The organism is Mucilaginibacter jinjuensis (genome assembly GCF_028596025.1).
Classification (GTDB): domain Bacteria; phylum Bacteroidota; class Bacteroidia; order Sphingobacteriales; family Sphingobacteriaceae; genus Mucilaginibacter; species Mucilaginibacter jinjuensis.
Window position 1 is genome coordinate 3,484,286 of record NZ_CP117167.1, and the last position, 22,203, is coordinate 3,506,488.

At 41.5% G+C, this 22,203-nt stretch carries 17 protein-coding genes; 8 read left to right on the plus strand and 9 right to left on the minus strand.

The window, feature by feature from the left end:
• Positions 1–145: 145 nt before the first annotated feature.
• From PQO05_RS15635 to PQO05_RS15660, 6 genes are all read left to right on the plus strand, one after another.
• Entirely contained in the window at positions 146–1,117 is a 972-nt protein-coding gene (locus PQO05_RS15635) for a FecR family protein (protein ID WP_273628282.1), read from the plus strand.
• A 7-nt stretch (positions 1,118–1,124) separates the two neighbouring features.
• The gene (locus PQO05_RS15640; protein WP_273628283.1) at positions 1,125–4,541 is read left to right on the plus strand and encodes a SusC/RagA family TonB-linked outer membrane protein; all 3,417 of its coding nucleotides are present in this window, start codon (positions 1,125–1,127) and stop codon (positions 4,539–4,541) included.
• Between the two features lie 13 nt (positions 4,542–4,554).
• On the plus strand, positions 4,555–6,000 hold the full coding sequence (locus PQO05_RS15645) for a SusD/RagB family nutrient-binding outer membrane lipoprotein (protein WP_273628284.1): 1,446 nt from the start codon (positions 4,555–4,557) through the stop codon (positions 5,998–6,000).
• Positions 6,001–6,026: 26 nt separating this feature from the next.
• Positions 6,027–7,583, plus strand: coding sequence for a DUF5689 domain-containing protein (locus PQO05_RS15650; RefSeq protein WP_273628285.1), 1,557 nt, complete (start codon positions 6,027–6,029; stop codon positions 7,581–7,583).
• 162 nt (positions 7,584–7,745) lie between these two features.
• Positions 7,746–10,157 carry a bifunctional YncE family protein/alkaline phosphatase family protein gene (locus PQO05_RS15655; protein WP_273628286.1) on the plus strand — a complete coding sequence of 804 codons (2,412 nt, stop codon included), beginning with the start codon at positions 7,746–7,748 and terminating at the stop codon, positions 10,155–10,157.
• A 106-nt stretch (positions 10,158–10,263) separates the two neighbouring features.
• Entirely contained in the window at positions 10,264–11,439 is a 1,176-nt protein-coding gene (locus PQO05_RS15660; protein WP_273628287.1) for a polysaccharide lyase 6 family protein, read from the plus strand.
• A gap of 16 nt (positions 11,440–11,455) precedes the next feature.
• On the opposite strand, the gene msrA is transcribed toward PQO05_RS15660, so the two are convergent.
• The 3 genes from msrA to PQO05_RS15675 all read right to left on the minus strand — a co-directional run bounded on the left by msrA (position 11,456) and on the right by PQO05_RS15675 (position 14,734).
• Positions 11,456–11,947 carry a peptide-methionine (S)-S-oxide reductase MsrA gene (msrA, locus tag PQO05_RS15665; RefSeq protein ID WP_273628288.1) on the minus strand — a complete coding sequence of 164 codons (492 nt, stop codon included), beginning with the start codon at positions 11,945–11,947 and terminating at the stop codon, positions 11,456–11,458.
• A gap of 164 nt (positions 11,948–12,111) precedes the next feature.
• Positions 12,112–12,762, minus strand: coding sequence for a response regulator transcription factor (locus PQO05_RS15670; RefSeq protein WP_273628289.1), 651 nt, complete (start codon positions 12,760–12,762; stop codon positions 12,112–12,114).
• Positions 12,749–14,734 (minus strand): tetratricopeptide repeat-containing sensor histidine kinase, encoded by a 1,986-nt coding sequence (locus tag PQO05_RS15675; RefSeq protein WP_273628292.1) that lies wholly within the window; start codon positions 14,732–14,734, stop codon positions 12,749–12,751. Before PQO05_RS15675 ends, PQO05_RS15670 begins: the two co-directional genes overlap by 14 nt.
• Before the next feature lie 157 nt (positions 14,735–14,891).
• On the opposite strand from PQO05_RS15675, the gene PQO05_RS15680 reads away from it, so the two are divergent.
• Positions 14,892–15,302, plus strand: a complete 411-nt coding sequence (locus PQO05_RS15680) for a hypothetical protein (protein WP_273628293.1) — start codon at positions 14,892–14,894, stop codon at positions 15,300–15,302.
• Positions 15,303–15,467: 165 nt separating this feature from the next.
• Positions 15,468–15,908 carry a hypothetical protein gene (locus tag PQO05_RS15685; protein ID WP_273628294.1) on the plus strand — a complete coding sequence of 147 codons (441 nt, stop codon included), beginning with the start codon at positions 15,468–15,470 and terminating at the stop codon, positions 15,906–15,908.
• A 94-nt stretch (positions 15,909–16,002) separates the two neighbouring features.
• On the opposite strand, the gene mnmE is transcribed toward PQO05_RS15685, so the two are convergent.
• The 6 genes from mnmE to proS form a co-directional block, all read right to left on the minus strand.
• Positions 16,003–17,373, minus strand: coding sequence for a tRNA uridine-5-carboxymethylaminomethyl(34) synthesis GTPase MnmE (mnmE, locus tag PQO05_RS15690; RefSeq protein WP_273628295.1), 1,371 nt, complete (start codon positions 17,371–17,373; stop codon positions 16,003–16,005).
• A gap of 61 nt (positions 17,374–17,434) precedes the next feature.
• Positions 17,435–18,007, minus strand: coding sequence for a hypothetical protein (locus tag PQO05_RS15695; protein ID WP_273628296.1), 573 nt, complete (start codon positions 18,005–18,007; stop codon positions 17,435–17,437).
• Between the two features lie 69 nt (positions 18,008–18,076).
• Positions 18,077–18,895, minus strand: a complete 819-nt coding sequence (locus PQO05_RS15700) for a TIGR02757 family protein (RefSeq protein ID WP_273628297.1) — start codon at positions 18,893–18,895, stop codon at positions 18,077–18,079.
• Between the two features lie 124 nt (positions 18,896–19,019).
• Positions 19,020–20,159, minus strand: coding sequence for a cystathionine gamma-synthase (locus PQO05_RS15705; RefSeq protein WP_273628298.1), 1,140 nt, complete (start codon positions 20,157–20,159; stop codon positions 19,020–19,022).
• Positions 20,160–20,197: 38 nt separating this feature from the next.
• A complete protein-coding gene (locus tag PQO05_RS15710; RefSeq protein WP_273628299.1) occupies positions 20,198–20,572 on the minus strand; it encodes a four helix bundle protein in 375 nt (124 codons plus the stop codon).
• An 85-nt stretch (positions 20,573–20,657) separates the two neighbouring features.
• Positions 20,658–22,130: a proline--tRNA ligase gene (proS, locus tag PQO05_RS15715; protein ID WP_273628300.1), complete on the minus strand. Its 1,473-nt coding sequence runs from the start codon at positions 22,128–22,130 to the stop codon at positions 20,658–20,660.
• Between the last annotated feature and the right edge of the window lie 73 nt (positions 22,131–22,203).

A 22,203-nucleotide genomic window follows, 5' to 3' on the forward strand; every position in this document is an offset into this window, starting at 1 on the left:
GTAATCACTCTAAAACAAACTCTATACCTAAGCCAGATTAATCTGGCTTTTTTGTTTTTAGTGGTTTACAAAATATTAACACACATTTAACTATTTCTTTTGGTGGAAACCTGCCACACGGTGCTCTTCTAACAAAATAACCACCGTGAATTGGGATATACTGTTAAAGTACATTAATAAAGAAACTAGCCCGGCCGAAGACCAAGCGATAAATGACTGGCTAAACGAACAAGCCGAAAACAAATACCTGCTCGATTACCTGCGTCGCCGGGGCGACGAGGCAAAAAATGCCTTACCAACCCGCGAAGTACAAATCGAATGGGATAGCCTGCTCAATAGAATACTGGATGCCGAACCCTTAACAAATGTTAAACCTATCCGATCAAACAAATACCGTTACATGGCTATTGCTGCTAGTTTATTGTTGGTAAGTGCCTTCGGTCTGCTTTATTTGAAATCGAACAAGCAAACCGCAAAACAACAACAGTTCACGGTTAAAACTCCGGTAAACTTGCGGGGCAAAGCAACCTTACCGGATGGTACGCTGGTTTACATGGCACCAAACTCGACCATTAAGTATGATAATAGTTATGGTGTAAATAAAAGAACTGTACAGTTATCGGGCGAAGCCTTTTTCGATGTAAAACATCTTACTAAAAAGCCTTTCATCATCCATGCACAAAACGGAGTAGACTTAACCGTGTTGGGTACCTCGTTCAATTTTTATTCGCGTAAAAATGAGATAGCCGAAATTAAAGTAGCAAACGGTTTAGTCGGAATTACTGCCGACAAGCATACTCACTTCCTAAAAGCTGGCGAGCAATTAAACTACCAGGTAAGCAACCACCATGTTGATATGCAAAAGGTAGAACAGCCTGATGCCACATCCCTGCAAAACGAAACGCTATACTTCAAAAATAATACTGCCGAAGAAATAGCCATTAAACTGCAACGCTGGTACAATATTAAGGTAGAAACTTTGCCTTCGGCTAAACAACATCCTCGTTTTAGCGGAGAAATGAAAGATACCGGCCTCGATAATTTATTGAAAGGCTTAAGCTATGCAACCGGTATTAAATACCGCTATCAAGATTTTCAAACTATTCTACTATTCTAATTTAAACATGAACCTCAAACTTCTACTTAATCAATTCAGGTTATTGATGTGTATACTGGCGCTCTCGCTCCCGGCCGGTTTAATGGCACAGAGTAATCCCGGTCAGCTCAGTTTCGGCCAAAAACAGACGACAATACAGGTTATTGTCGATAAGCTGAAAAACACCTACCACTATAAAGTTGCTTTTGATGCCGATGTAAATATGGGCAAGGTGATCAACCTGTCATCAGAAACTATTTCCTTCGATCAGTTGGTAAACCAGTTACAACAAGCAGGCATTGGCCTTAAGAATGTGGATGGTAACCTGGTTATTAAAAAACTGGAAATGGTAACCGTAAATGGTACCATCATTTCATCTGATGATAAACTACCGCTGATTGGGGTGGTGATAAGCGATATCAACAAAAAAGCATTAGGCTCATCAAATGGCGATGGCAGGTTCTCTATCCAAATCCCTAAAGGTGGCAAAGCAAATTTTGCGATGGTGGGTTATGGCGCACAAACCCAAACCTATGATAAAAATACAGCGGGCATCACCATTATTATGGATGCATCAACCACAGCGCTTAACGAGGTGGTAGTTACAGCCCTGGGTATTAAGCGTGATGAAAAAGCATTAGGCTACTCGGCGACAGTTGTTAAAGGTGAGCAGATCACCAAAGCATTATCCAATAACTGGACCGATGCATTATCGGGCAAAGTGGCAGGTTTAAATTTGATCCGCTCTAACGGGGGCCCTACTGGTTCAAACCGTATCGTTTTACGTGGCGAGAGTAACCTGACCGGCGAAAACGAAGCACTGATTGTGGTTGATGGTGTGGTAATAAACAATGGTAGCGGTCGTACTACAGGTACAGGCAGCGCTGCTTACCTCGACAGTGATTCGCCTGTTGATTTTGGTAGCGGATTGAATGATATTAACCCTGAAGATATTGAAAGCATCACTGTATTAAAAGGCCCCGGTGCAGCAGCACTATATGGCCAGCGTGGTGCAAACGGTGCTATCATTATCACTACAAAAAGCGGCAAATCTAAAGATGGCAAGGTTAACGTCACCATTAACTCAAACACTGCATTAGAAACTATTTCGAGATGGCCAGATTATCAGTTTGATTATGGTCAGGGTATAGATGGTGCCAACTATTACTCTTACGGTGCTACAGCTGACGGTGCAAGTACCAGAAGCACAAGTTCAGCCTGGGGACCTGCGTTTAATGGGCAATCATTTTTCCAGTACGATCCAACAACCCACACAGGTGGTACAACCCGTACACCCTGGGTTGCTTATCCGGATGCCCGTAAAGATTTCTTTGAAACCGGCAAAACCTTTACCAACAGCGTTACATTGAGCGGTGGTACTGATAAAACTTCAGCACGTTTCTCTGCAACAAACGTTAACAATACCTGGCTGATCCCTACCACAGGTTACAAAAGAAACACGGTTGCTATGGCTGTTGATCAGAAAGTGTCTGATAAATTAAAGATCTCCACCTCTATCAACTACACTAACAAAACCAGCGATAACTTACCGGCTACGGGCTACAATAACCAGTCTATCATGTACTGGAACATGTTTTGGGAACCCAATGCCGATGTAAGCTGGTTAAAGGATTATTGGTTGCCGGGTCAGGAGAATATCAAACAAAGCTATCCTTTCAGCAGCTACCCGGATAACCCATACCTCATTGCCGAACAAATGCCTAATAAGCTTAACCGTAACGGCTTAACAGGCAATATCCAGGCTACTTACAACTTCACCAAAGACCTAAGCTTGATGGTGCGCACAGCGCTGGATTTTACCTACGATCAACGTTCTGAACAACGCCCTTATGATACCGAGAAGTTTACCAAAGGTATGTACAGAACCCAGAACATCTTTTCGCAGGAAGTTACCAGTGATTTCTTGCTGCGTTACCACAAAACCATTAAAAAGGACTTCGACCTAACCGTAACCGGTGGTGGCAGCATGCTTAAAAACAATTACAACAAAAGCGAGCTAAGGGCAGATTCATTACTGTATCCTGGCATATTTACCCTGGCTAACTCTGCAGGTGTGGTTACGGCCTTGCCTTACAAAAGCGAGTATGCTATTAACAGCTTTTACGGTTTGTTGGCTATGAGCTACAAAGGTTACCTGTTTTTAGATGCAACCGGCCGTAACGATTGGAACAGTGTACTGGCAACTTCAACATCAACCAATAACGTTTCTTTCTTTTATCCCTCAGTAAACGCCAGTGCAATACTGTCGGAGATGTTTACACTGCCTAAAACCATTTCTTATGCCAAAATTCGCGGATCAATTGCAGGTGTAGGTAGCGGCAGGCAAACACCTTATTTAACTTCTTATTCGTATTCACCGGTAAGCAATTTCCCGGGCGGATTGGCTAATCCTACTACCCTTGCCAACCTGGATCTGAAACCATTGTTTACTACCAGTTACGAATTGGGTACCGAGTGGCGTTTATTTAACAGCCGTTTAGGGATCGATATATCGGTTTACAAAAGTAAGACTAAGGACCAGATCCTGACGGCTACTGTAGACAGATCATCTGGTGTAAGTGCTGCGATCATCAACGCAGGTGCTGTGCAAAATAAAGGTATCGAGATTGCAGCCAATGGCAGCCCAATCCGTACCCGTAATTTTACCTGGACTATCAATACCACCTTCTCGGCCAACCGTAACCGCATTTTATCATTAACAGATAGTTTAACCAGCTTAACACTGCAAACCGGCCCGGGTAATAATGGTGCTATTATAGCCACAGTTGGCGGCAGTATGGGCGATTTGTATGGCCGCGGCTACCAACGCTCACCTAGTGGACAAATTGTATATCAGAACGGCTACCCTGTAATTACTACCGATATGAAATACATCGGCAACACCAACCCTAAATGGAAAGCCGGTATTGGTAACCAATTTAACTATAAACAATTCAGTTTTAGCTTTTTGGTTGATGCGCAATATGGTGCAGTTGCATACTCACTTACATCAGCAGTATTGGCAGAACAGGGTAAAACGAAGAATACTTTGCCGGGCCGCTACAATGGTATCATCGGTAATGGCGTAATCCAAAATCCTGATGGTACTTACAGGCCAAATGATGTAGTGGCGACAGACTTAACTAACTATTATACTATGCACTACGGTCGCTCAAATGTGGAAGGCGCCACCTACTCTACCGACTTTGTTAAGCTGCGCGAAGCTCGTTTCGATTATACGTTCACCTCACGCCAGGTTAGCCGCTTTGGTTTAACCCGTGTAACCATCGGTGTTTACGGTCGAGATTTGTTAATGATCACCAAATGGCCGGGCTTCGACCCCGAATTTGGTACCCTTAACGACGGATACATTAACCAGGGATTCGAGGTCGGTCAATTTCCATCAACCCGCACATTTGGTTTTAACTTAACTGTAGGCATTTAATCAGATACAGATCATGAAAAAATTTACATATACCATTTATTTGAGCATCGTATTGGTATGCATATCTGCAAGCTCCTGCAAAAAGGGCTTCGAGGATATGAACACCAATCCTAATACCAGCGATCATGCTTTGCCGCAGGCATTATTAGCCCCGGCAATAGCTAGCGTAGTATCGGCCAATATGAGCCGCAGCCAACGTATTACCAACGAGCTGATGCAGGTAACCGTTAATATGGGCGATACCGACGGCAAGATTTTCCGTTACGACATCCTGAAATCGGAAGCAGATTACCTGTGGAATGCCTGGTACCTGCAACTGGCCAATTTTAATGATATCTATGATGGTGGCGTACAAACCGCCAGTCCAACTTATCAGGGTATTGCGTTAATATGCCAAGCTTGGGTATTTTCTATGTTGACAGATACTTATGGCGATATCCCCTACTTCAATGCAACCAAAGCTAAAGACGGCATCTTCACTCCTGCTTTTGATAAACAACAAGACATTTATACTGACTTGTTTGCTAAACTGGAGCAGGCCAATAAACTACTGACCAGCGGTACAAACGTATTAGCATCAAGCGACCCATTATTCAAAGGCGTAGCAGCCAACTGGCGCAAGTTTGGTAACTCATTGTATTTGCGCTTACTGTTAAGGGTATCAGCAAAAGATGTTACCAATACATCGGCCAAAATAAAACAAATGGTTGATACCAGCCCAGGCACCTATCCTATTATGGGTAGTAATGATGATTCTGCCATTTTAAGATGGAATGGTGTTGCACCCTATGTATCTCCTTTCGCAACCTGGCGCGCTGCCGACTGGTATACCCCAAGCCTGGGCAGTTTCTTTGTAGACAACCTGAATGCCTGGAGCGACCCACGTATTGGCAAATGGGCAACCCTCTACCAGGGTGAATATGCAGGTGTACCAAGCGGCTACCCGGTTGGTCAGCTGTTAACAGGTAAATCTACCTTACCAACTACGCTGCAAACCGAAGCTTTGTTAGGTAACGTTCTCAACTATTCTGAAGTACAATTTATACTGGCCGAAGCTGCTGCCAAAGGCTGGATTAGTGCTAAACCGGCACAAACCTATTACGAGACAGGTGTTACCAATGCCATCACTTTATGGGGATTAACGCCACCCGCCAATTATCTCACATTCCAATTAGTAAAATGGGATGATACGCAGAGCCTCGATAATAAAATGGAACTCATCCACAAGCAAAAATACTATAGCTTGTTTTTCACCGATATGGAATCATGGTTCGAGTACCGCCGTACCGGGCATCCTATTTTGCCTAAAGGCGCAGGTTTAAAAAATAATGGCGTAATGCCGGCTCGCTTAAATTATCCGGTTTATATCCAATCAACTAATGGTGCTAATTATACAGCCGCAGTTGCGGCACAGGGACCAGACGAAATTAGTACGCAAGTTTGGTGGCAAAAACCATAATTACAAATCAGGATAAACTCAAAGAAATGAAAACAAGAATTTTATATATCATTTGCTGTTTTGCAATGCTGCTGATAAGTGCTTGTAAAAAGCATGATTTTGCCGACGGTACTTTAAGTCCAATCATCGCCGTGAGCGATCTGCGGGCTTTGTATAAAGGCAGCGACGTACCCTTAACAGATAAAAATATGCAGGGTGCTACCGAGATTGTGGGTATCGTAATATCAAATCCAGATTCTGGCAACGTACCTAAAGATGTGGTGGTACTTCAAAACATCAGAAGATCCGCCACACGAGGTATTAATCTGGCGCTTGGTTCTTCATCCACTTCTTATCATTCGGGCGATTCATTAATTGTTAACGTTAATGGCGCAGTATTAAAACGCGTGAATGGTGCATTACAAATAGCAGGTTTAACCGCTGGCAATATCACTAAAGTCTCAGCCAATAATGCTGTTACTGTTCGCACGGCCTCGAGTTATACGATTAAGGCTAATCCCGATCAGTACGAAAGTACTTTAGTTAAAATAACAGCCGCAACAGTTATCCCGGTACCTAAATTCGGGGATACTTATGCCGGAGAAAAATATCTTGTTAACGGCGCCGATAGTATTGTATTACATACCGAAGCCACGGCAAGCTATGCCAATAATGCTATACCTGCCAGTGCAACATTTACCGGTGTCCTGTTCCAAAGCTTAAATGCAGCAGGTAAGACTATATTCCAGGTTTGGCCGCGTAGTGGTGCCGATGTTACCGATATTGTTAAGCCTGTAGATCCAGATGGTTCATTAGGTCCAAACCCGGTAATTGTTACCGGTTATGTAAACGATTCAAAAGGTGCCGATGGTAACTACGAGTACTTCCAGTTTAGGGCTACACAGAATATCGATTTCTCTAAAACGCCAATGGCTGTGGTAACCTGTACCAATGCCGGTACTGCTGCCCCTAATGCAGGTGATGCACCGGGAGCCGGTTGGGCAACAGGTGGTGGCCGTACTTATAAGTTTAACCTTACCAGCGGCAAAGTAAACCAGGGCGATTTCTTCTATGTTGGAGGAAGCAACAAAAAGATCGATGGCCCTAACACAACAGATATCAGCTCAGCCAACTGGATCAGGACAATTGCTTATGTAACTACAGATGGTGACGGTTTTGGTAGCGCCAGTACTGGTTTATTGCCAAATAGTGGTAACGCGGGTGGCATAGCCATATTTGTGGGCACTAATGTAACCAATACTTCGGTACCTGTTGATTTTGTATTATTTGGTGGTACAGGCGTTACTACTATCTACAATGCAACAACAGGCAAAGGGTATCTGGCTGTTGATAACGATCACTATCATTTGAAAGACCCTACTACCGGAGTTGATCAGCCATTTATTTTCCAGGGATCAAATAGCTATGTAATACCACACAGTACACCAGCTGATGCAGGCATATTTGTAAAACTGGGCGGCACCTTTAACATGACCAGTAAGATCTGGACCAAAGCTCGTGGTTACACTTTCCTCACCATGAGCCCTACATCTGCCCTAACCGATATAGAAACAGGCACAGACGTTACCTCGGTAACCAAATAAATGCGTAAAATAATAACACTAAACTAACCCTTGCATCACGATGACTGCCGATCTTTACCAGGATTGGCAGTCGTCATTTTATTTACATCAATAATTATATAGTCCGTACATTAGAATATGCGTAAGTTTTTCAGAAAATCGGGTTCGATAATAACCTTAGTAATGAGTTTTGCAGTAAGCGCCACAGTGGCACAACTGCCGGGTAAAATAAAACAAACCGGGCAGATATTATTACCCAATGGTTGGAAACTGAGCCCGTCAGGCCGATCTATTCAACTGGGCGATTTACCATTGAATATGCAATTAAGCCCATCCGGTAAATTACTTGCGATAACTAACAATGGGCAAAGCACGCAATCACTTCAACTCGTTGATCCGCAGCGTGAAAAGATATTAGATGAGCGCGAACTGGATAAATCGTGGTACGGTTTGGCTTTCAGCAGTGACGAAAAGCATCTTTATGTATCAAGTGGTAACGACAATACCATTCTGAATTTTGAAATCAAAAATAATAAGCTAAGACCGGCAGATACTATCGTTCTTGGTGCGCCCTGGCCGAAAGCAAAGATTAGTCCGGCGGGTATTGTGCTTAACAAGGATAACAGTAAGTTATATACGGTTACGAAAGAAGACAGCAGCATTTATATTATCGATCTGAAAAAGAACAGCGTAATCAATAAAATCCAGCTACCTACTATCGCTTACAGTTGTGCTTTATCAGCCGATGAAAAAACACTTTACGTTTCTCTATGGGGTGGGCAGGACGTGGCCATGATGAATACCGAATCTGAAAGTATTACCGGGTTGATTAAAACCGGCAGTCATCCTAACGAACTACTGTTGAATAAAAAGGGAACGTTACTTTATGTGGCTAATGCGAATGATAATTCGGTTTCTATCATCAATACCTCAACCAATAAGGTAATTGAAACAATGTCAACTTCATTGTATCCAACTATTTTAACAGGTTCAACCACAAACGGATTGGCGCTATCTCCCAACGAAAAAACCTTATACATTGCCAATGCGGATAATAATTGCCTGGCTGTATTTGACGTAAGCGTACAGGGCAATAGCAAAAGCCAGGGTTTTATCCCGGTTGGCTGGTACCCTACCAGTGTTAAAGTACTGGGCAACAAATTAATGGTAAGTAATGGTAAAGGCGAAACTTCGCTGCCTAACCCGGAAGGCCCTCAGCCTATGTCGAAAGCCGACAATAGTGGTTACCAGACAGGTAGTACAGCAAATGCACAACTACAATACATTGCGGGCTTGTTTAAAGGCACACTGTCGTTTATTGAAGTTCCGAATGAGGAACAATTGAAAACTTACACTAAACAGGTTTACGCTAATACGCCATTTACAGATAAACGTACCGTTACCGCTGATGGCGAAGCTGGCAACCCAATCCCTCGTAAACAAGGTGAGAAATCGCCGATTAAGCATGTGTTCTATATCATCAAAGAAAACCGCACTTACGACCAGGTTTTGGGCGATATGAAAAAAGGTAATGGTGATAAATCTTTGTGCTTATTCGGCGAAGAGGTTACCCCGAACCACCATGCCCTTGCTGATGAGTATGTGCTGATGGATAACTTTTATGTTGATGCCGAAGTTAGTGCAGACGGTCACAATTGGAGCATGGCAGCCTATGCGAGCGATGTGGTTGAGAAAACCTGGCCTACCAGCTATGGTAAACGGGGTGGTACCGGCAATTACGAAGGTGGCCGCCCGGCAACTTACCCACGCGATGGTTTTATTTGGGATTATTGCAAACGTGCCGGTGTAACCTATCGCAGCTATGGCGAGTTTGGCGAGTATGACAGAACCGGACTAAAATCATTGAAAGGACACATGAGTCCGTTTTCGCCGGGTTTTGATCTCGATATTAAAGACCAGGTACGGGTAAATGCCTGGGAGCATGATTTTGATTCGCTGGTAACTATTAATGCTGTACCGCAATTAAGTACCATCCGTATTTCTAACGATCATACCAGCGGCCAAAAGAAAGGTAAGTACACTCCTATTGCAGCCGTTGGCGATAATGATTTGGCTATTGGTCGTTTTATAGAACACCTTTCTAATAGTCCGATATGGAACGAGTCAGTCGTATTTATTTTGGAGGACGACGCGCAGAATGGTCCCGATCATATTGATGCACACCGTTCGCCTGTGTTTGTAGCCGGGCCTTATGTAAAGCGCAATACGGTTGTGCATAGCATGTATTCTACTTCTGGGGTATTACGCACCATCGAATTGATTTTGGGCTTACCACCAATGAGTCAGTACGATGCTGCTGCGCTGCCACTTTACGAGTGCTTTACCAATAAAGCAGATTTAACCCCTTACAAATGTAAACCCGCCCGTGTTGATCTTAACCAACGCAATGTAACCGTAAATAAAAGCAGCAAAAGGTCTGAAACTTTTAACTTCTTAAAAGAAGATGCAGTGCCTGATCTGGAACTTAATGATGTGATCTGGAAATCTGTAAAAGGTGAAGATTCTGTAATGCCGGCACCAAGGCGCAGTGCGTTTGTAATACTGGAGAAGAAGAAAAAAGATGATGATGATTAAAGTGTAAACTAAGTTTTACGAATACGTTATCGCAGATAAACCCGTCAGTTTTCAAGCTTGTGTACTCATTATTAGGTATTTTGCCTCAGCCAAATAAAACCTATAAATGAAACATTTACTAATACTGGTAAGCAGTTTACTGTTTACCCTATCAGGTATGGCTGGCAACATATACAAAGTTGCCAGCCCCTCTGAATTTAAAAACGCTGCAGATAAAGCTGTTGCAGGTGATGAAATTGTGATTGCAAACGGTAATTACACCAACTGGGAATCGACAGTAAATACTAATGGAACAAGTACTAAGCCGGTTATCATTCGCGCGGAAACACCGGGGAAAGTAGTTTTTTCAGGCGATGTCAATAAACCGGTATTTCAACTTACAGGCACTTATACAGAAATATCGGGTTTAACATTTTCGGGCTGCAATGTTTTTAAGGCACAGGGTGGCGTTTTGATCGAGCTAAAGAATTCTAAATACTGCCGCATTACAGCTTGTACATTCACAAAGAATGCGGCTAAGGATCAGTTCCTGCCTATTGTTGTTATATCTGGCAAAGGCGAAAGCAACCGGGTTGACCATTGCAGCTTCATCAGCAATATTGATAACCAAGAGTTACAGGTAAAAATAACAGCGGATGCAGTTCCTCAGCACTCACTTATCGACCACAACGATTTTAAGGATAAAGACAAAGTAAGCTGGAAAGTATTTAATGGCGGCGAGTGCGTACAAATTGGCCAGGACCCGGTAATGCTCGGTACGCAATATGCCTATTCTATTGTGCGTGATAATCACTTTACCCGTTGTAATGGCGAAGCTGAGGTTATCAGTAATAAAAGTTCGGGCAATAAGTATATCAATAACTATTTTACAGATTGCCAAGGCGAATTAGTAATGCGCGGCGGTCATGATTGTTTAATTGATAGCAATACATTTAAAGGTGGTACAGGCGGCATCCGTGTTAATGGAACGCATCATATCATCACTAATAATACATTAGATGGTTTGCCTATTGGCATCAGGCTGATGTACGGCATGGCAAAAGGAAAAACAGAGATTGGTTTTTACATAGCCGCAAGTGATTGCCTGATTAAAAACAATCACATTACCAACTGCACAACCGGAATTTTAATTGGTGATAGTAAAAATGCCGATTGGACCGGGAAATTCGATACTAAGAAATATCCTTCGCGTACCATGCAGGATGTTGCGCCTTTTAATAATACGCTTACTGATAATGTAATAACCGGAACAAAGAGCCCGGTTATACGTAATGAGAATTGATCGAATTACCTGGTAGTTAGCTCAGCTTCCACTCAGGCCTTTCATAGTGACAGGTATAGCCGTATGGATTTTTCTGTAGATAATCCTGATGTTCGGCTTCGGCATTCCAGAAGTCTGTTGCAGGTACAACTTCGGTAACAATTTTACCGGGCCATATACCAGAAGCATCCATTTCTGCAATTAATGCATTGGCTACCTCGTGCTGCGTTTCATCTAAGTAAAAAATAGCCGAACGGTAAGATGTACCTATATCATTACCCTGCCTGTTACGGGTAGTTGGATCATGGATCTGGAAGAAGAACTCCAGCAGTTTGCGATAGCTTAATTGGGTTGGGTCAAAAACTATTTCAATACCCTCTGCATGTGTACCGTGGTTGCGGTAGGTAGCATTGGCAACATCGCCCCCGGTGTATCCCACCACGGTAGAAATTACGCCAGGCTGATGACGGATTAATTCTTCTACTCCCCAAAAGCAACCGCCGGCCAGAATGGCTTTTTCAGTATTCATATCATATTGTTATTAATAAATTAAAGGTATGGTACAAATGCATAAAAGGCAAGGATGTATTGAATTATTATATGGTTTTAGGGTTAGAAATGGCCCAATTTGATGTAAAAATGACCGACCCACGAACAGCAAATAACAATGCCATTCGAGGGGATAAAAATCGGTTAATCCGGGTTTTGTTTAATAATCAAATGTTGTTTAGCCAAATTAACCAATTCGATAGAATTCCCTGCTTCAAATTTCTTCATCAGGTTTTTACGATGGGTTTCTACTGTAAGTGGACTTAGAAAAAGTTCGTCCGCTATGGTAGTGGTTGTTTTCCCCTGGGCTACCAACTGCAACACTTCCTTTTCACGTTTGGTGAGCTGTGGGCTTCCTTTTAATTCGGGCAACGAAGGACGAGCTATAATAGCCTTAATTTCGTCACTAAAGGCAATATTACCCGATACAGCTGCATATATACAATTTATAATCTCATCAACGGAAGCATTTTTCAATATATATCCGCTAGCTCCATTCTGTAACATCTTTAATATCATGCCCCTTTCTGTATGGTTGCTAAGTGCAATAACAAAAGTACCGGAAGAAATGATCTTAATTTCCCTGCAGAGATCAATGCCATTGTCGTCGGGCAGCATGATATCGAGCAGGACCACATCAATATGATTGTTCGGTAGAAAAGACATAAAGTCTCTTCCGGTATTGAATGTACCTGCTATTTGTATATTCTTATATTTAGCTAAGAGCGATACTATACCTTGAATTACAATAGGATGGTCATCAACAACCGCAATGATAATGTTATGCTTGTTCATCAATGTTAAGTTCAATATTTACTGATGTTCCTTCATTTAAGGTCGAATTGATTTCAAGTTTTCCGTTCAAATACTTAACCCTGTTTTCGATATTATTTAACCCCAGTCCTGCTTTTGTTTTGATACTATCTATGTCAAAACCAATTCCATCATCTTCTACGGTAATAAAAAGGACGTTTTTGTCCTGGCTGCATTGTATTACCATATTTTTGGCATTGGCATGTTTTAATGCATTAGCCAACAATTCCTGCACAATTCTGTAAATCGCTATTTGTATAGGAAAGGGAATATTTCTGTCAATATCAATGGCCTGAAAACTGATGTGAATATCTTCCGTTATGATAGATTCGCACAGATCTTTTAAAGCTGCTTCCAGGCCAAGGGTCATTAGGTTTTGGGGCATCATATTCCTGGCTATCATGCGCAGTTCATGTACAGATCGATCAATCTGGCCAACAATTTGATATAATTCTACATCAGGTGTCGGTGCATTATGGTTTGTGGCCCAGCTGGAAAGATTGATCTTTACCCCGGCTAACATCCCTCCCAGGCCATCGTGTAAGTCCCTGGCAATTCTTTCCCGTTCTTTCTCTTCCCCCTCAATCATGGCTTTACTGACAGTAAGACGTTGCTCCTGCTCCATGTCTTTTAGTTTCTGTGTTGCTATCTTTTTGGTATTTCTAAAATATATAACCGCCGATATAGCTACGGCCAGGATGAACAAACTTAAAGCTAAAAGCAACCAGCTGGCCAGCCTGTTGTTTTTGGCAGCTAAGGCAGATTGCTTTTTATCGTTTTCTAAAGCTGTGATCTCTTTCTGGTTTTCGGCATTTCTAAATTTAATTTCAAGTGCATTCATGTCTTCTCTAAACTTGCTATTGCTCATACTATCACTTAAACTGCTGTAAGCCGTAGACCACTTGTAGGCCTCGGCCATCAGGCCAAGTTGTGCATCAGTCTTTGCAAGTTGGTCATATATGGTTTTGCGGTTGCGCAAATCTTTCGTGATCAAACCTTCCTTAATCAAATCCTCCAGAAATTGCTTTGCCTTTTTATAGTCCTTCATTTCATAGAAAACATTATATTTTCTGAACACCAGCATCTGGAGCATGGGCGGCTGCTTAAACTTTTTGGCGAGTGCTATACCCATATCCAAGCTCTTTAATGCCTTATCAAATGCGCTGATCCCTGTATAATAAAGTGCTTCACTATTATAATAATATGGGTAATTGATAGATTCGGGATAAGGTGCAAGCATTTGCTTAGCTTTATCGAGCATGCTTTTCCCTTCACTATTTTTTTCCATGTAGAAATAATTAGCTGCAGCACCGATATAAGCCAATAGCAATGTGGTAGACTTGGGATACTTGGCTTGCAACAACACTATCGCTTTATTCATGTATATAGCCGCTTTGTCAAACTGGCCATTATACATAAAAAGAATACCTAATTGGGAGTATTGATGTCCAAGCTTTTCGTCGTCACCCGCCCTTTCCATTAATGGAATTGCTTTATTTAAAATAACATCAATAGAAAACGAATACCCCTTCTTTCCCTGTTGCATCTGGGCGTAATTGAAATAAGCACCCGATCTAAATTTGCGAGCCTCATTAGTATTAAAAGCAGCTAATTGTTTACTCGCCTCCATGAAGGCGGCGGCAGCCATATCTGTATTAAAGTTAAAATATACCTGCCCTTTAAAGTAGTAGTATAAGGCTTTATTGAACTCATTTTTAGCCCCTGAGCTTTTGGCCATTGCCAGGTATTGTTTTCCTCTTACCGTATCTTTTAATCGCCAATAATCGCTTAATAAGTAATAAGTCCTCGCCTTAATGCTATCCGACTGTGTTACACTCAAAACGTGCTCAAGGCTGTCAGTATAGGCTTTTTCATTTGTGGGTACAATCCCCTGACCATCGGCAATAACGCATAATAATATCAGGCAGCAGCCCGACAAAATGAACTTTAACATGGTGATAAATGTGCAGAATTTTTTTTATCTGCTACATGACGATTTCAGATATACCTGTTTTCAGGTAGAAATAAATACAGGTTTCTGGCGATTGTATGAATTACAGACCATCGTTTTCTTTGCTAAACACTTATAAAACATCTTTTATCATAAAGCCATGAAAAACAATTTCTTTAAAAAAATCCATTTTCGCATTTTTCCGTTAATTGCAATCACGCTATTATTGGCGTCTTGTAGCAAAAAAGGCGACAGCAATGTTACACCACCGTCAAAAGCATCGCATAAAGTGTACTTTAAAGCTACCGTTTCCGCAGGAAGCAGCATAAACAACGCGGCGTATGGATATGATGCAACACAAACCTCCGCGACGAGCCTTAGCGGAACAACCTGGACAAGCCCGGAACTTACAGCACCTGGCGGTACTGTAGAGGCTGTGTGTTCAGTTGGAGCAACGGGTGCAAACGCATCTTCAACCCTTACTGTGCAAATATTTGTGGATGGTACCATGGTAAAACAGGGTACTGCTTCTGGTCAGATTCTTGCTGCAAATGTGACCTATAGTTTTTAACTGTAAGCTAGATTAGAACACTGTCCAGTGATGAAAACGGAGCGGTACATTTATCGCTCCGTTTTCAAAGTGAAGTGAGCCCGTTGTACCAGATCTATTCATATATCTTCATAGATATACTGTAGCAAAAACAGGGTTATATCGTCTTCATAAAAAAACAAAGCCATGAAAACAAGTAAGTTATTATTTCTTTTGCCACCATTGCTCATAGCCGGAGGATGTAAAAAGGCCAATGATGAAAAGAAAACTTTAAACGGCAGCTATTCCGGTAAATTGGTAGTAACCCCTATTTCAGCAGCTAACCAACAGGGAGTAACTTTTGGAGCAGATGTGCTCTTTTCCTTACAGAACGGAAAATTTAGCTCAACGAATCCATCAGCCAACTACTTTGTTGGAAATGGGACGTATCTTGTCAATAATCAAACCATTCTTTTCACAGATACCTCTGCGGCTGCCTACATAAAAGGCAACTTTCCATTTACCCCAAGATTGAATGGTTCATTTACCTATTCTGTTAAATACGATAGCGTGTTTTTATCACTCCCCGTTTTTGGGACACAATCAGGGCTTGGATATAGCATCGCATTTAAATTAAAAAGAAACTAATATCTTTTGTAACTACTTCGGTTTATTCAGCCTCGATAACTTAAACATTATGATTAGGATCAAATTTGATTGAATAGATATGTTTGATTTTGTGCTACTTGCCGATACAAAACTTACTAAATATATTCTCCAACAAATCATCAGTAGTAACACTGCCGGTTATTTCGCCTAAATAGTGTAATGCTTGTTTAATATCTATCGCTAAAAATTCAGAAGTAATTGGGTTGTCTATACCGTCTAATACACGGCTTAGTGATTCTTCCGTTTTTTGAAGTGCTTGGAGGTGGCGGATGTTGGTTACCAACGTTTCGTCGCCACTCAACTGGCCTTTAATAGCGGTGTGATAAATTTTATGTTTCAGTTCGTCGATATGTTGCTTTTCTTTGGCTGATACATGCATCATACTTTCGGTATGCGGCAATTCGGCTATTTGCAATGGCGTTAGCAAATCAATTTTATTGGCAACAACCAGCATCGGGAAACCGGGGCGCTGCAAGCTTTCCAGATCAGCGTTTAAATCGGCCAGACTAATTTCAAGTGCATCGAACACATAAATCAATATGGCCGACTGGCTAATTTTCTCATAAGCTTTTTGCACACCTATGGCTTCAATGGTATCCGTAGCTTCACGAATGCCTGCTGTATCTGTTAAACGGAAATTTACACCGTTAATGTTCAGTATTTCTTCAATCGTATCGCGGGTTGTACCGGCTATATTACTTACAATTGCGCGTTCTTCATTTAAGAGCGCATTTAATAAAGTCGATTTACCGGCATTTGGCCTGCCGGCAATAACTGTATTAATGCCTTGTTTAATAGCGTTACCTAGTTCGAACGATTGGATCAGTTTACTTAAAATAGTAAGTATATTGACGATGAGTTGTTTAAGCTGATCGCGGTTAGCAAATTCTACATCCTCTTCAGAAAAATCGAGTTCGAGCTCAATTAGCGAAGCAAAGTTTACCAGTTGTTCGCGAAGTCCTTTTAACTGGTTGCTAAAACCACCACGTAACTGGCTCATGGCCGCTTGTTGTGAAGCTTTAGAGTTAGAAGCTATCAGATCGGCAACTGCTTCTGCCTGAGATAGATCAAGCTGTCCATTTAAGAAAGCTCTTAAAGTAAATTCACCTGGTTGGGCCGGCCTTGCCCCACTCCTGATAAGCAGCTTAATAACCGATTCGATAATGTATGCAGAACCATGACAAGAGATCTCCACCACATTCTCGCGGGTGTATGATTTGGGCGCGATAAATAGCGATACCAAAACCTCATCCAACACCACTGCACCATCAACAATATGGCCGAAATGGATGGTATGCGAATCCTGTTTGCTTAGGTCTTTCCCTTTAAATACTTTTTGGGTAATGGCTACAGCATCGGGCCCCGAGAGGCGGATAATGCCAATAGCGCCTGTTCCGTTGGGTGTGGCCAGGGCCACTATGGTATCGTCGGTAGTATAGTTCATGATAATACTGCAAAGTTCGGTATAATTTGCGTATTGCAAAGTCTATGCAAAATCATGTTTTTTACATCATCGGTGGAGGTTCTTCTATTTTGGGTATATAAGATGCGGCTTTATGAGTTTTTAGAATTTGATCTTCGAGTGTTGGATCTTTAACTTCTTTTAAATTTGTATTTCCCTTTGATGGAAGGATCGCAAGATTATCTAATGCTTCATTAAATCTACTTTCCATAAAAGGCTCAACAATAATGATTTGATGAGACTTATTTTGCTGATCAATATAATCCAAATATTCAAGAGGACCAGCAAAGTGATGCCCATTTTGCAATTTTTTGGTGGTCATGTAAGAGTTTAATGGAGTATTTCCGTTGAAAATCTCATTCAACTTTTTAATTGTATTATTACTTAATTGATAGGTTGTATCGGCAACTCCATTATAATATTTGCTTCTAAGATGTAATTGGCCTTTCTCATTAATCTCAACAATATCTCTAATTTCTACCTTTTCATTCAAAGTTACCGAATATGTAATATGACTCAGGTATTTGAATGTTGGCTTGACAATTTCTTGAGCATCAGCAGTTGTCTTAAAAAACACAACTGCTGCTATCAAATAAAATAAGGTTGATTTGTGCATGTAAGTAGGTTTAATGTTGACCCTAAAGTATAACTATAATCTTTGAAAATCAACAAGAAACATACAGTATTATAACCCAAAGCCAAACTTCTCTTCTATCCCCAATCCAAATAAAGCAAAATCATACTTCACCGGGTCAAGTGGATCGAACTCGCTAAGATGCGCAGTTAATTCAACTGCCGTTTGCCAATCGGTTTGTTTGCGGGTAATGAGTTTAAGGTTACGGGCCACACGGTCTACATGAAGGTCGCAGGGCATGATGAGATCGGCTGGAGAAATTTTGTTCCAGATACCGAAGTCTACACCATTTTCATCCTTACGCACCATCCAGCGCAGAAACATGTTTAGCCTTTTGCAGGTTGATTTTTGTGAAGGTGATGAGATGTGTTTTTTGGTACGATGAGGGTAATCGGGCAGAGAAAAGAAATAGCGGCGAAAATGGTTGAGCGTTAATTCGACGGTCACTTTGTCGCTTGCAGAAGATTCTTCGCTATCGCTCTGAATGACAAATTTTGTTTGTGGTAGAAACGCATCTTCCAGACTATCAAACTGTTCGTAATGCCATCTAAAAAAACTGATGAAATACAACGTATCTACATCATTAAACGTACGGTGCTTAAAACTCAACAGCTTTTTAAGATCAGGCTCCTGGTGGTTCATGATGAAATCGTATGGTGCGCCGTCCATCAGTTCAATCAGCCGGCGGCATTTATTGATGATGGTTACACGCTGACCCCAAGCCAGTATAGCTGCCCAGAAGCCCATAATCTCGATATCCTGCTTCTGTGTAAAGCTGTGTGGTATAACTATCGGATCATTGGTTATAAAATCCGGGCGGTTATACTGGGCAACTTTGGAGTCGAGAAAGGCTTGGAGATCGTGGATCATGGAAGTAGTGGCAGTTGTAAGTAGCAGTAGCAGTGTTGTTAATCGTAAATCTATGCAATAGAAAAAGAAATGGCAGTAACAGATTGATATTCGACTGCTACTGCCACTTATAAACTGCTACTATTTAAGAAAGAGCGTTCTTCAAATCTTCCAGTAAATCTTCAATATCCTCTACCCCTACGCTTAGGCGCAGCAGACTATCAACCACGCCTACTTTTTCGCGTACCTCTTTAGGTATTGAACCATGGGTCATGGTAGCGGGGTGGTTTAATAAAGATTCTACACCACCTAATGATTCGGCCAGAGTAAATACTTTAAAGTTTGATGCAATGCGGAAAGTCTCTGCCAAATCAGCATCCTTTAAAGTAATCGAGATCATACCGCCGAAACCACGCATTTGTTTTTTGGCAATTTCGTGATTAGGATGATCTGTAAAGCCCGGCCAGTAAATTTTATCAACTTTGGGATGGGTCTTTAAAAATTCAGCTACCTGCTTGCCGTTTTCGCAATGCGCTTTCATACGCAGGTGAAGCGTTTTAATACCACGTAAGGCCAGGAAGCTATCCATTGGACCCGGAGTAGCACCGCAGGCATTATAAATAAACCAGAGACGTTTATATAGGTCCTCGTCGTTTAACATCAGGGCACCCATCACCAAATCTGAGTGGCCGCCAATATATTTGGTTACCGAGTGCATCACAATATCGGCACCCAGATCAATCGGGTTTTGCAGGTATGGCGAAGCAAAAGTATTATCAACCACAAACGTTAGATTTTTAGCCTTGGTAATTTTACCGATAGCCTCAATATCTACAATTTGCATAGTTGGGTTGGTTGGGGTTTCTACCCAAACCAGTTTGGTATTTTCGTTGGTGTATTGGGCAACAATTTCCGGGTCAGATAAATCCAAAAAATGGAATTTGATACCGTAGTTAGCAAATATTTTAGTGAAGATGCGGTACGAACCACCATACAAATCGTTACCTGTAATTACCTCATCGCCAGGTTGCAATAATTTCATTACTGCATCAGTAGCACCCATACCGCTCGAGAATGCTAAAGCAAATCTTGCATTTTCTAAAGCAGCTAAGCAACCTTCTAAAGCGCTGCGGGTTGGGTTTGTACCACGCGAATATTCATAACCCTTGTTATCGCCCGGCGATTTTTGCGCGTAGGTTGATGTTTGGTATATCGGCGTCATCACCGCGCCAGTTGATGGATCGGGCTCCTGCCCTGCATGTATTGCTTTTGTTCCGAATTTCATCTGTAGTGAATAGTTGATTAAGTGAGTGGTGAGTAGTTCTAAGCTCCCATTTCACTTTTCTTCTTTTTTAAATATTGAATATAACCGTTTATCAACTTGAGGCAATTATCATGTTCTATTTGAAATGATTCCAGCACCTCAATTGCTATAATATTTTCATCAAGTGCAATTAACATGTGGTCTAAAGTTTCCGATAAAGAACCTCTGGCCATTACACAAAAACGTATATTATCCTGATAATTGTATCTGCCATGTCCTTCAGCAAGATTATTACCAATTGATCTGAACGAGCGAATAATTTGATCCGACAGTCTAAATATTTCTTCTTTAGGGAAAGATTTAACCAATTCAGAAATATAGATCCTTATCTCTCTTGCCTTTTTCCAAACATCCAAATCTGTAAATGATGCCATTTCTATTATAAGTGGTTAATTAAGATTTGCTTAGTATGCGTTATTCAACAACTCACTATTCACTCAATCAACCACTCACTAAAGCTTAATATGCCCGTGCAAACAACACCCTTTGCGTTGATGGTTTGCCGGTTAAAATACATTTACCTGCTTCTTGTTTATTGTTCAAAGGTATACAACGGATTGTAGCCTTAGTCTCATCTTTTATCTGTTGCTCGGTTTCTGGTGTACCATCCCAGTGGGCAGATATAAAGCCTGGCTTCTCATCCAATAAACGTTTAAACTCTTCGTAAGTATCTACCTCGGTGGTATTTTTTTTGTTAAAGTTGGCAGCTTTCTGGAAAATATTCTGCTGAATTTCTTCCAGTAATTTCTCAATACGTTCTGACAAACCTTCCTGTGCTACGGTTTCTTTGGTGCGTGTATCACGGCGGGCCAGCTCAACTGTTCCGTTCTGCATATCGCGGCTACCGATGGCAACGCGCAATGGCACACCTTTCAATTCATATTCAGCAAATTTAAAACCAGGGCGTTGTGTATCACGGTTATCAAACTTAATCGAGATATTTTTTGCTTTTAATTCAGCTGTTAAACCTTTTACGTAAGCAGTGATGTTTTCCAGCTCTTCATCGTGCTTGTAAATCGGCACAACAACAACCTGGATAGGCGCCAGCATTGGAGGGATTACCAAACCAGCATCATCTGAGTGAGACATAATTAAAGCACCCATTAAACGGGTTGATACACCCCATGAAGTAGCCCAAACGTAATCAAGCTTGTTTTCTTTATCGGTGAATTTCACATCAAAAGCTTTGGCAAAATTTTGACCAAGGAAGTGTGAAGTACCAGCTTGCAAAGCCTTACCGTCCTGCATTAAAGCTTCGATACAATAGGTATCTAAAGCACCTGCAAAACGCTCATTAGGTGTTTTACGGCCTTTTACAACCGGTACTGCTAACCAGTTTTCGGCAAAATCTGCATAAACATCCAGCATTTGTTCTGCTTCAGCAATTGCTTCTTCTGCGGTGGCGTGTGCAGTGTGGCCTTCCTGCCATAAAAATTCGCTGGTGCGTAAAAACAAACGGGTACGCATTTCCCAGCGTACTACGTTAGCCCATTGGTTAATTAACAAAGGCAAATCGCGGTACGATTGGATCCAGCCTTTATAGGTGTTCCAGATAATGGTTTCCGAAGTTGGCCTTACAATTAGTTCTTCCTCTAATTTGGCGTCCTCGTCAACAATAATATTACCATTTCCGTCGTTCTTTAAACGGTAATGTGTTACAACAGCACACTCCTTAGCAAAACCTTCTACGTGGCTTGCCTCTTTTGAGAAGAACGATTTTGGTATAAACAGCGGAAAATAAGCATTACTGTGCCCGGTGTCTTTGAACATTTTATCAAGCACTGCCTGCATTTTTTCCCAGATCGAGTAACCGTATGGCTTAATAATCATACATCCCCGCACCGGAGAATATTCGGCTAAATCTGCTTTTATTACAAGGTCGTTAAACCATTGTGAATAATCTTCGTCTTTACTGATGATACCTTTACTCATAATATGTTTTGTGGAATGGATTTTGACTATTCAATTATGTATTATTGTCGTCAAAATTATAAATTTAAACTTT

Excerpts from the sequence above, each read along its gene's own strand:
- PQO05_RS15640 (WP_273628283.1), top strand. The coding sequence starts at position 1,125 with ATGAACCTCAAACTTCTACTTAATCAATTCAGGTTATTGATGTGTATA.
- PQO05_RS15645 (WP_273628284.1), top strand. The coding sequence starts at position 4,555 with ATGAAAAAATTTACATATACCATTTATTTGAGCATCGTATTGGTATGC.
- PQO05_RS15650 (WP_273628285.1), top strand. The coding sequence starts at position 6,027 with ATGAAAACAAGAATTTTATATATCATTTGCTGTTTTGCAATGCTGCTG.
- PQO05_RS15655 (WP_273628286.1), top strand. The coding sequence starts at position 7,746 with ATGAGTTTTGCAGTAAGCGCCACAGTGGCACAACTGCCGGGTAAAATA.
- PQO05_RS15660 (WP_273628287.1), top strand. The coding sequence starts at position 10,264 with ATGAAACATTTACTAATACTGGTAAGCAGTTTACTGTTTACCCTATCA.
- msrA (WP_273628288.1), bottom strand. The coding sequence starts at position 11,947 with ATGAATACTGAAAAAGCCATTCTGGCCGGCGGTTGCTTTTGGGGAGTA.
- PQO05_RS15670 (WP_273628289.1), bottom strand. The coding sequence starts at position 12,762 with ATGAACAAGCATAACATTATCATTGCGGTTGTTGATGACCATCCTATT.
- PQO05_RS15675 (WP_273628292.1), bottom strand. The coding sequence starts at position 14,734 with ATGTTAAAGTTCATTTTGTCGGGCTGCTGCCTGATATTATTATGCGTT.
- PQO05_RS15680 (WP_273628293.1), top strand. The coding sequence starts at position 14,892 with ATGAAAAACAATTTCTTTAAAAAAATCCATTTTCGCATTTTTCCGTTA.
- PQO05_RS15685 (WP_273628294.1), top strand. The coding sequence starts at position 15,468 with ATGAAAACAAGTAAGTTATTATTTCTTTTGCCACCATTGCTCATAGCC.
- mnmE (WP_273628295.1), bottom strand. The coding sequence starts at position 17,373 with ATGAACTATACTACCGACGATACCATAGTGGCCCTGGCCACACCCAAC.
- PQO05_RS15695 (WP_273628296.1), bottom strand. The coding sequence starts at position 18,007 with ATGCACAAATCAACCTTATTTTATTTGATAGCAGCAGTTGTGTTTTTT.
- PQO05_RS15700 (WP_273628297.1), bottom strand. The coding sequence starts at position 18,895 with ATGATCCACGATCTCCAAGCCTTTCTCGACTCCAAAGTTGCCCAGTAT.
- PQO05_RS15705 (WP_273628298.1), bottom strand. The coding sequence starts at position 20,159 with ATGAAATTCGGAACAAAAGCAATACATGCAGGGCAGGAGCCCGATCCA.
- PQO05_RS15710 (WP_273628299.1), bottom strand. The coding sequence starts at position 20,572 with ATGGCATCATTTACAGATTTGGATGTTTGGAAAAAGGCAAGAGAGATA.
- proS (WP_273628300.1), bottom strand. The coding sequence starts at position 22,130 with ATGAGTAAAGGTATCATCAGTAAAGACGAAGATTATTCACAATGGTTT.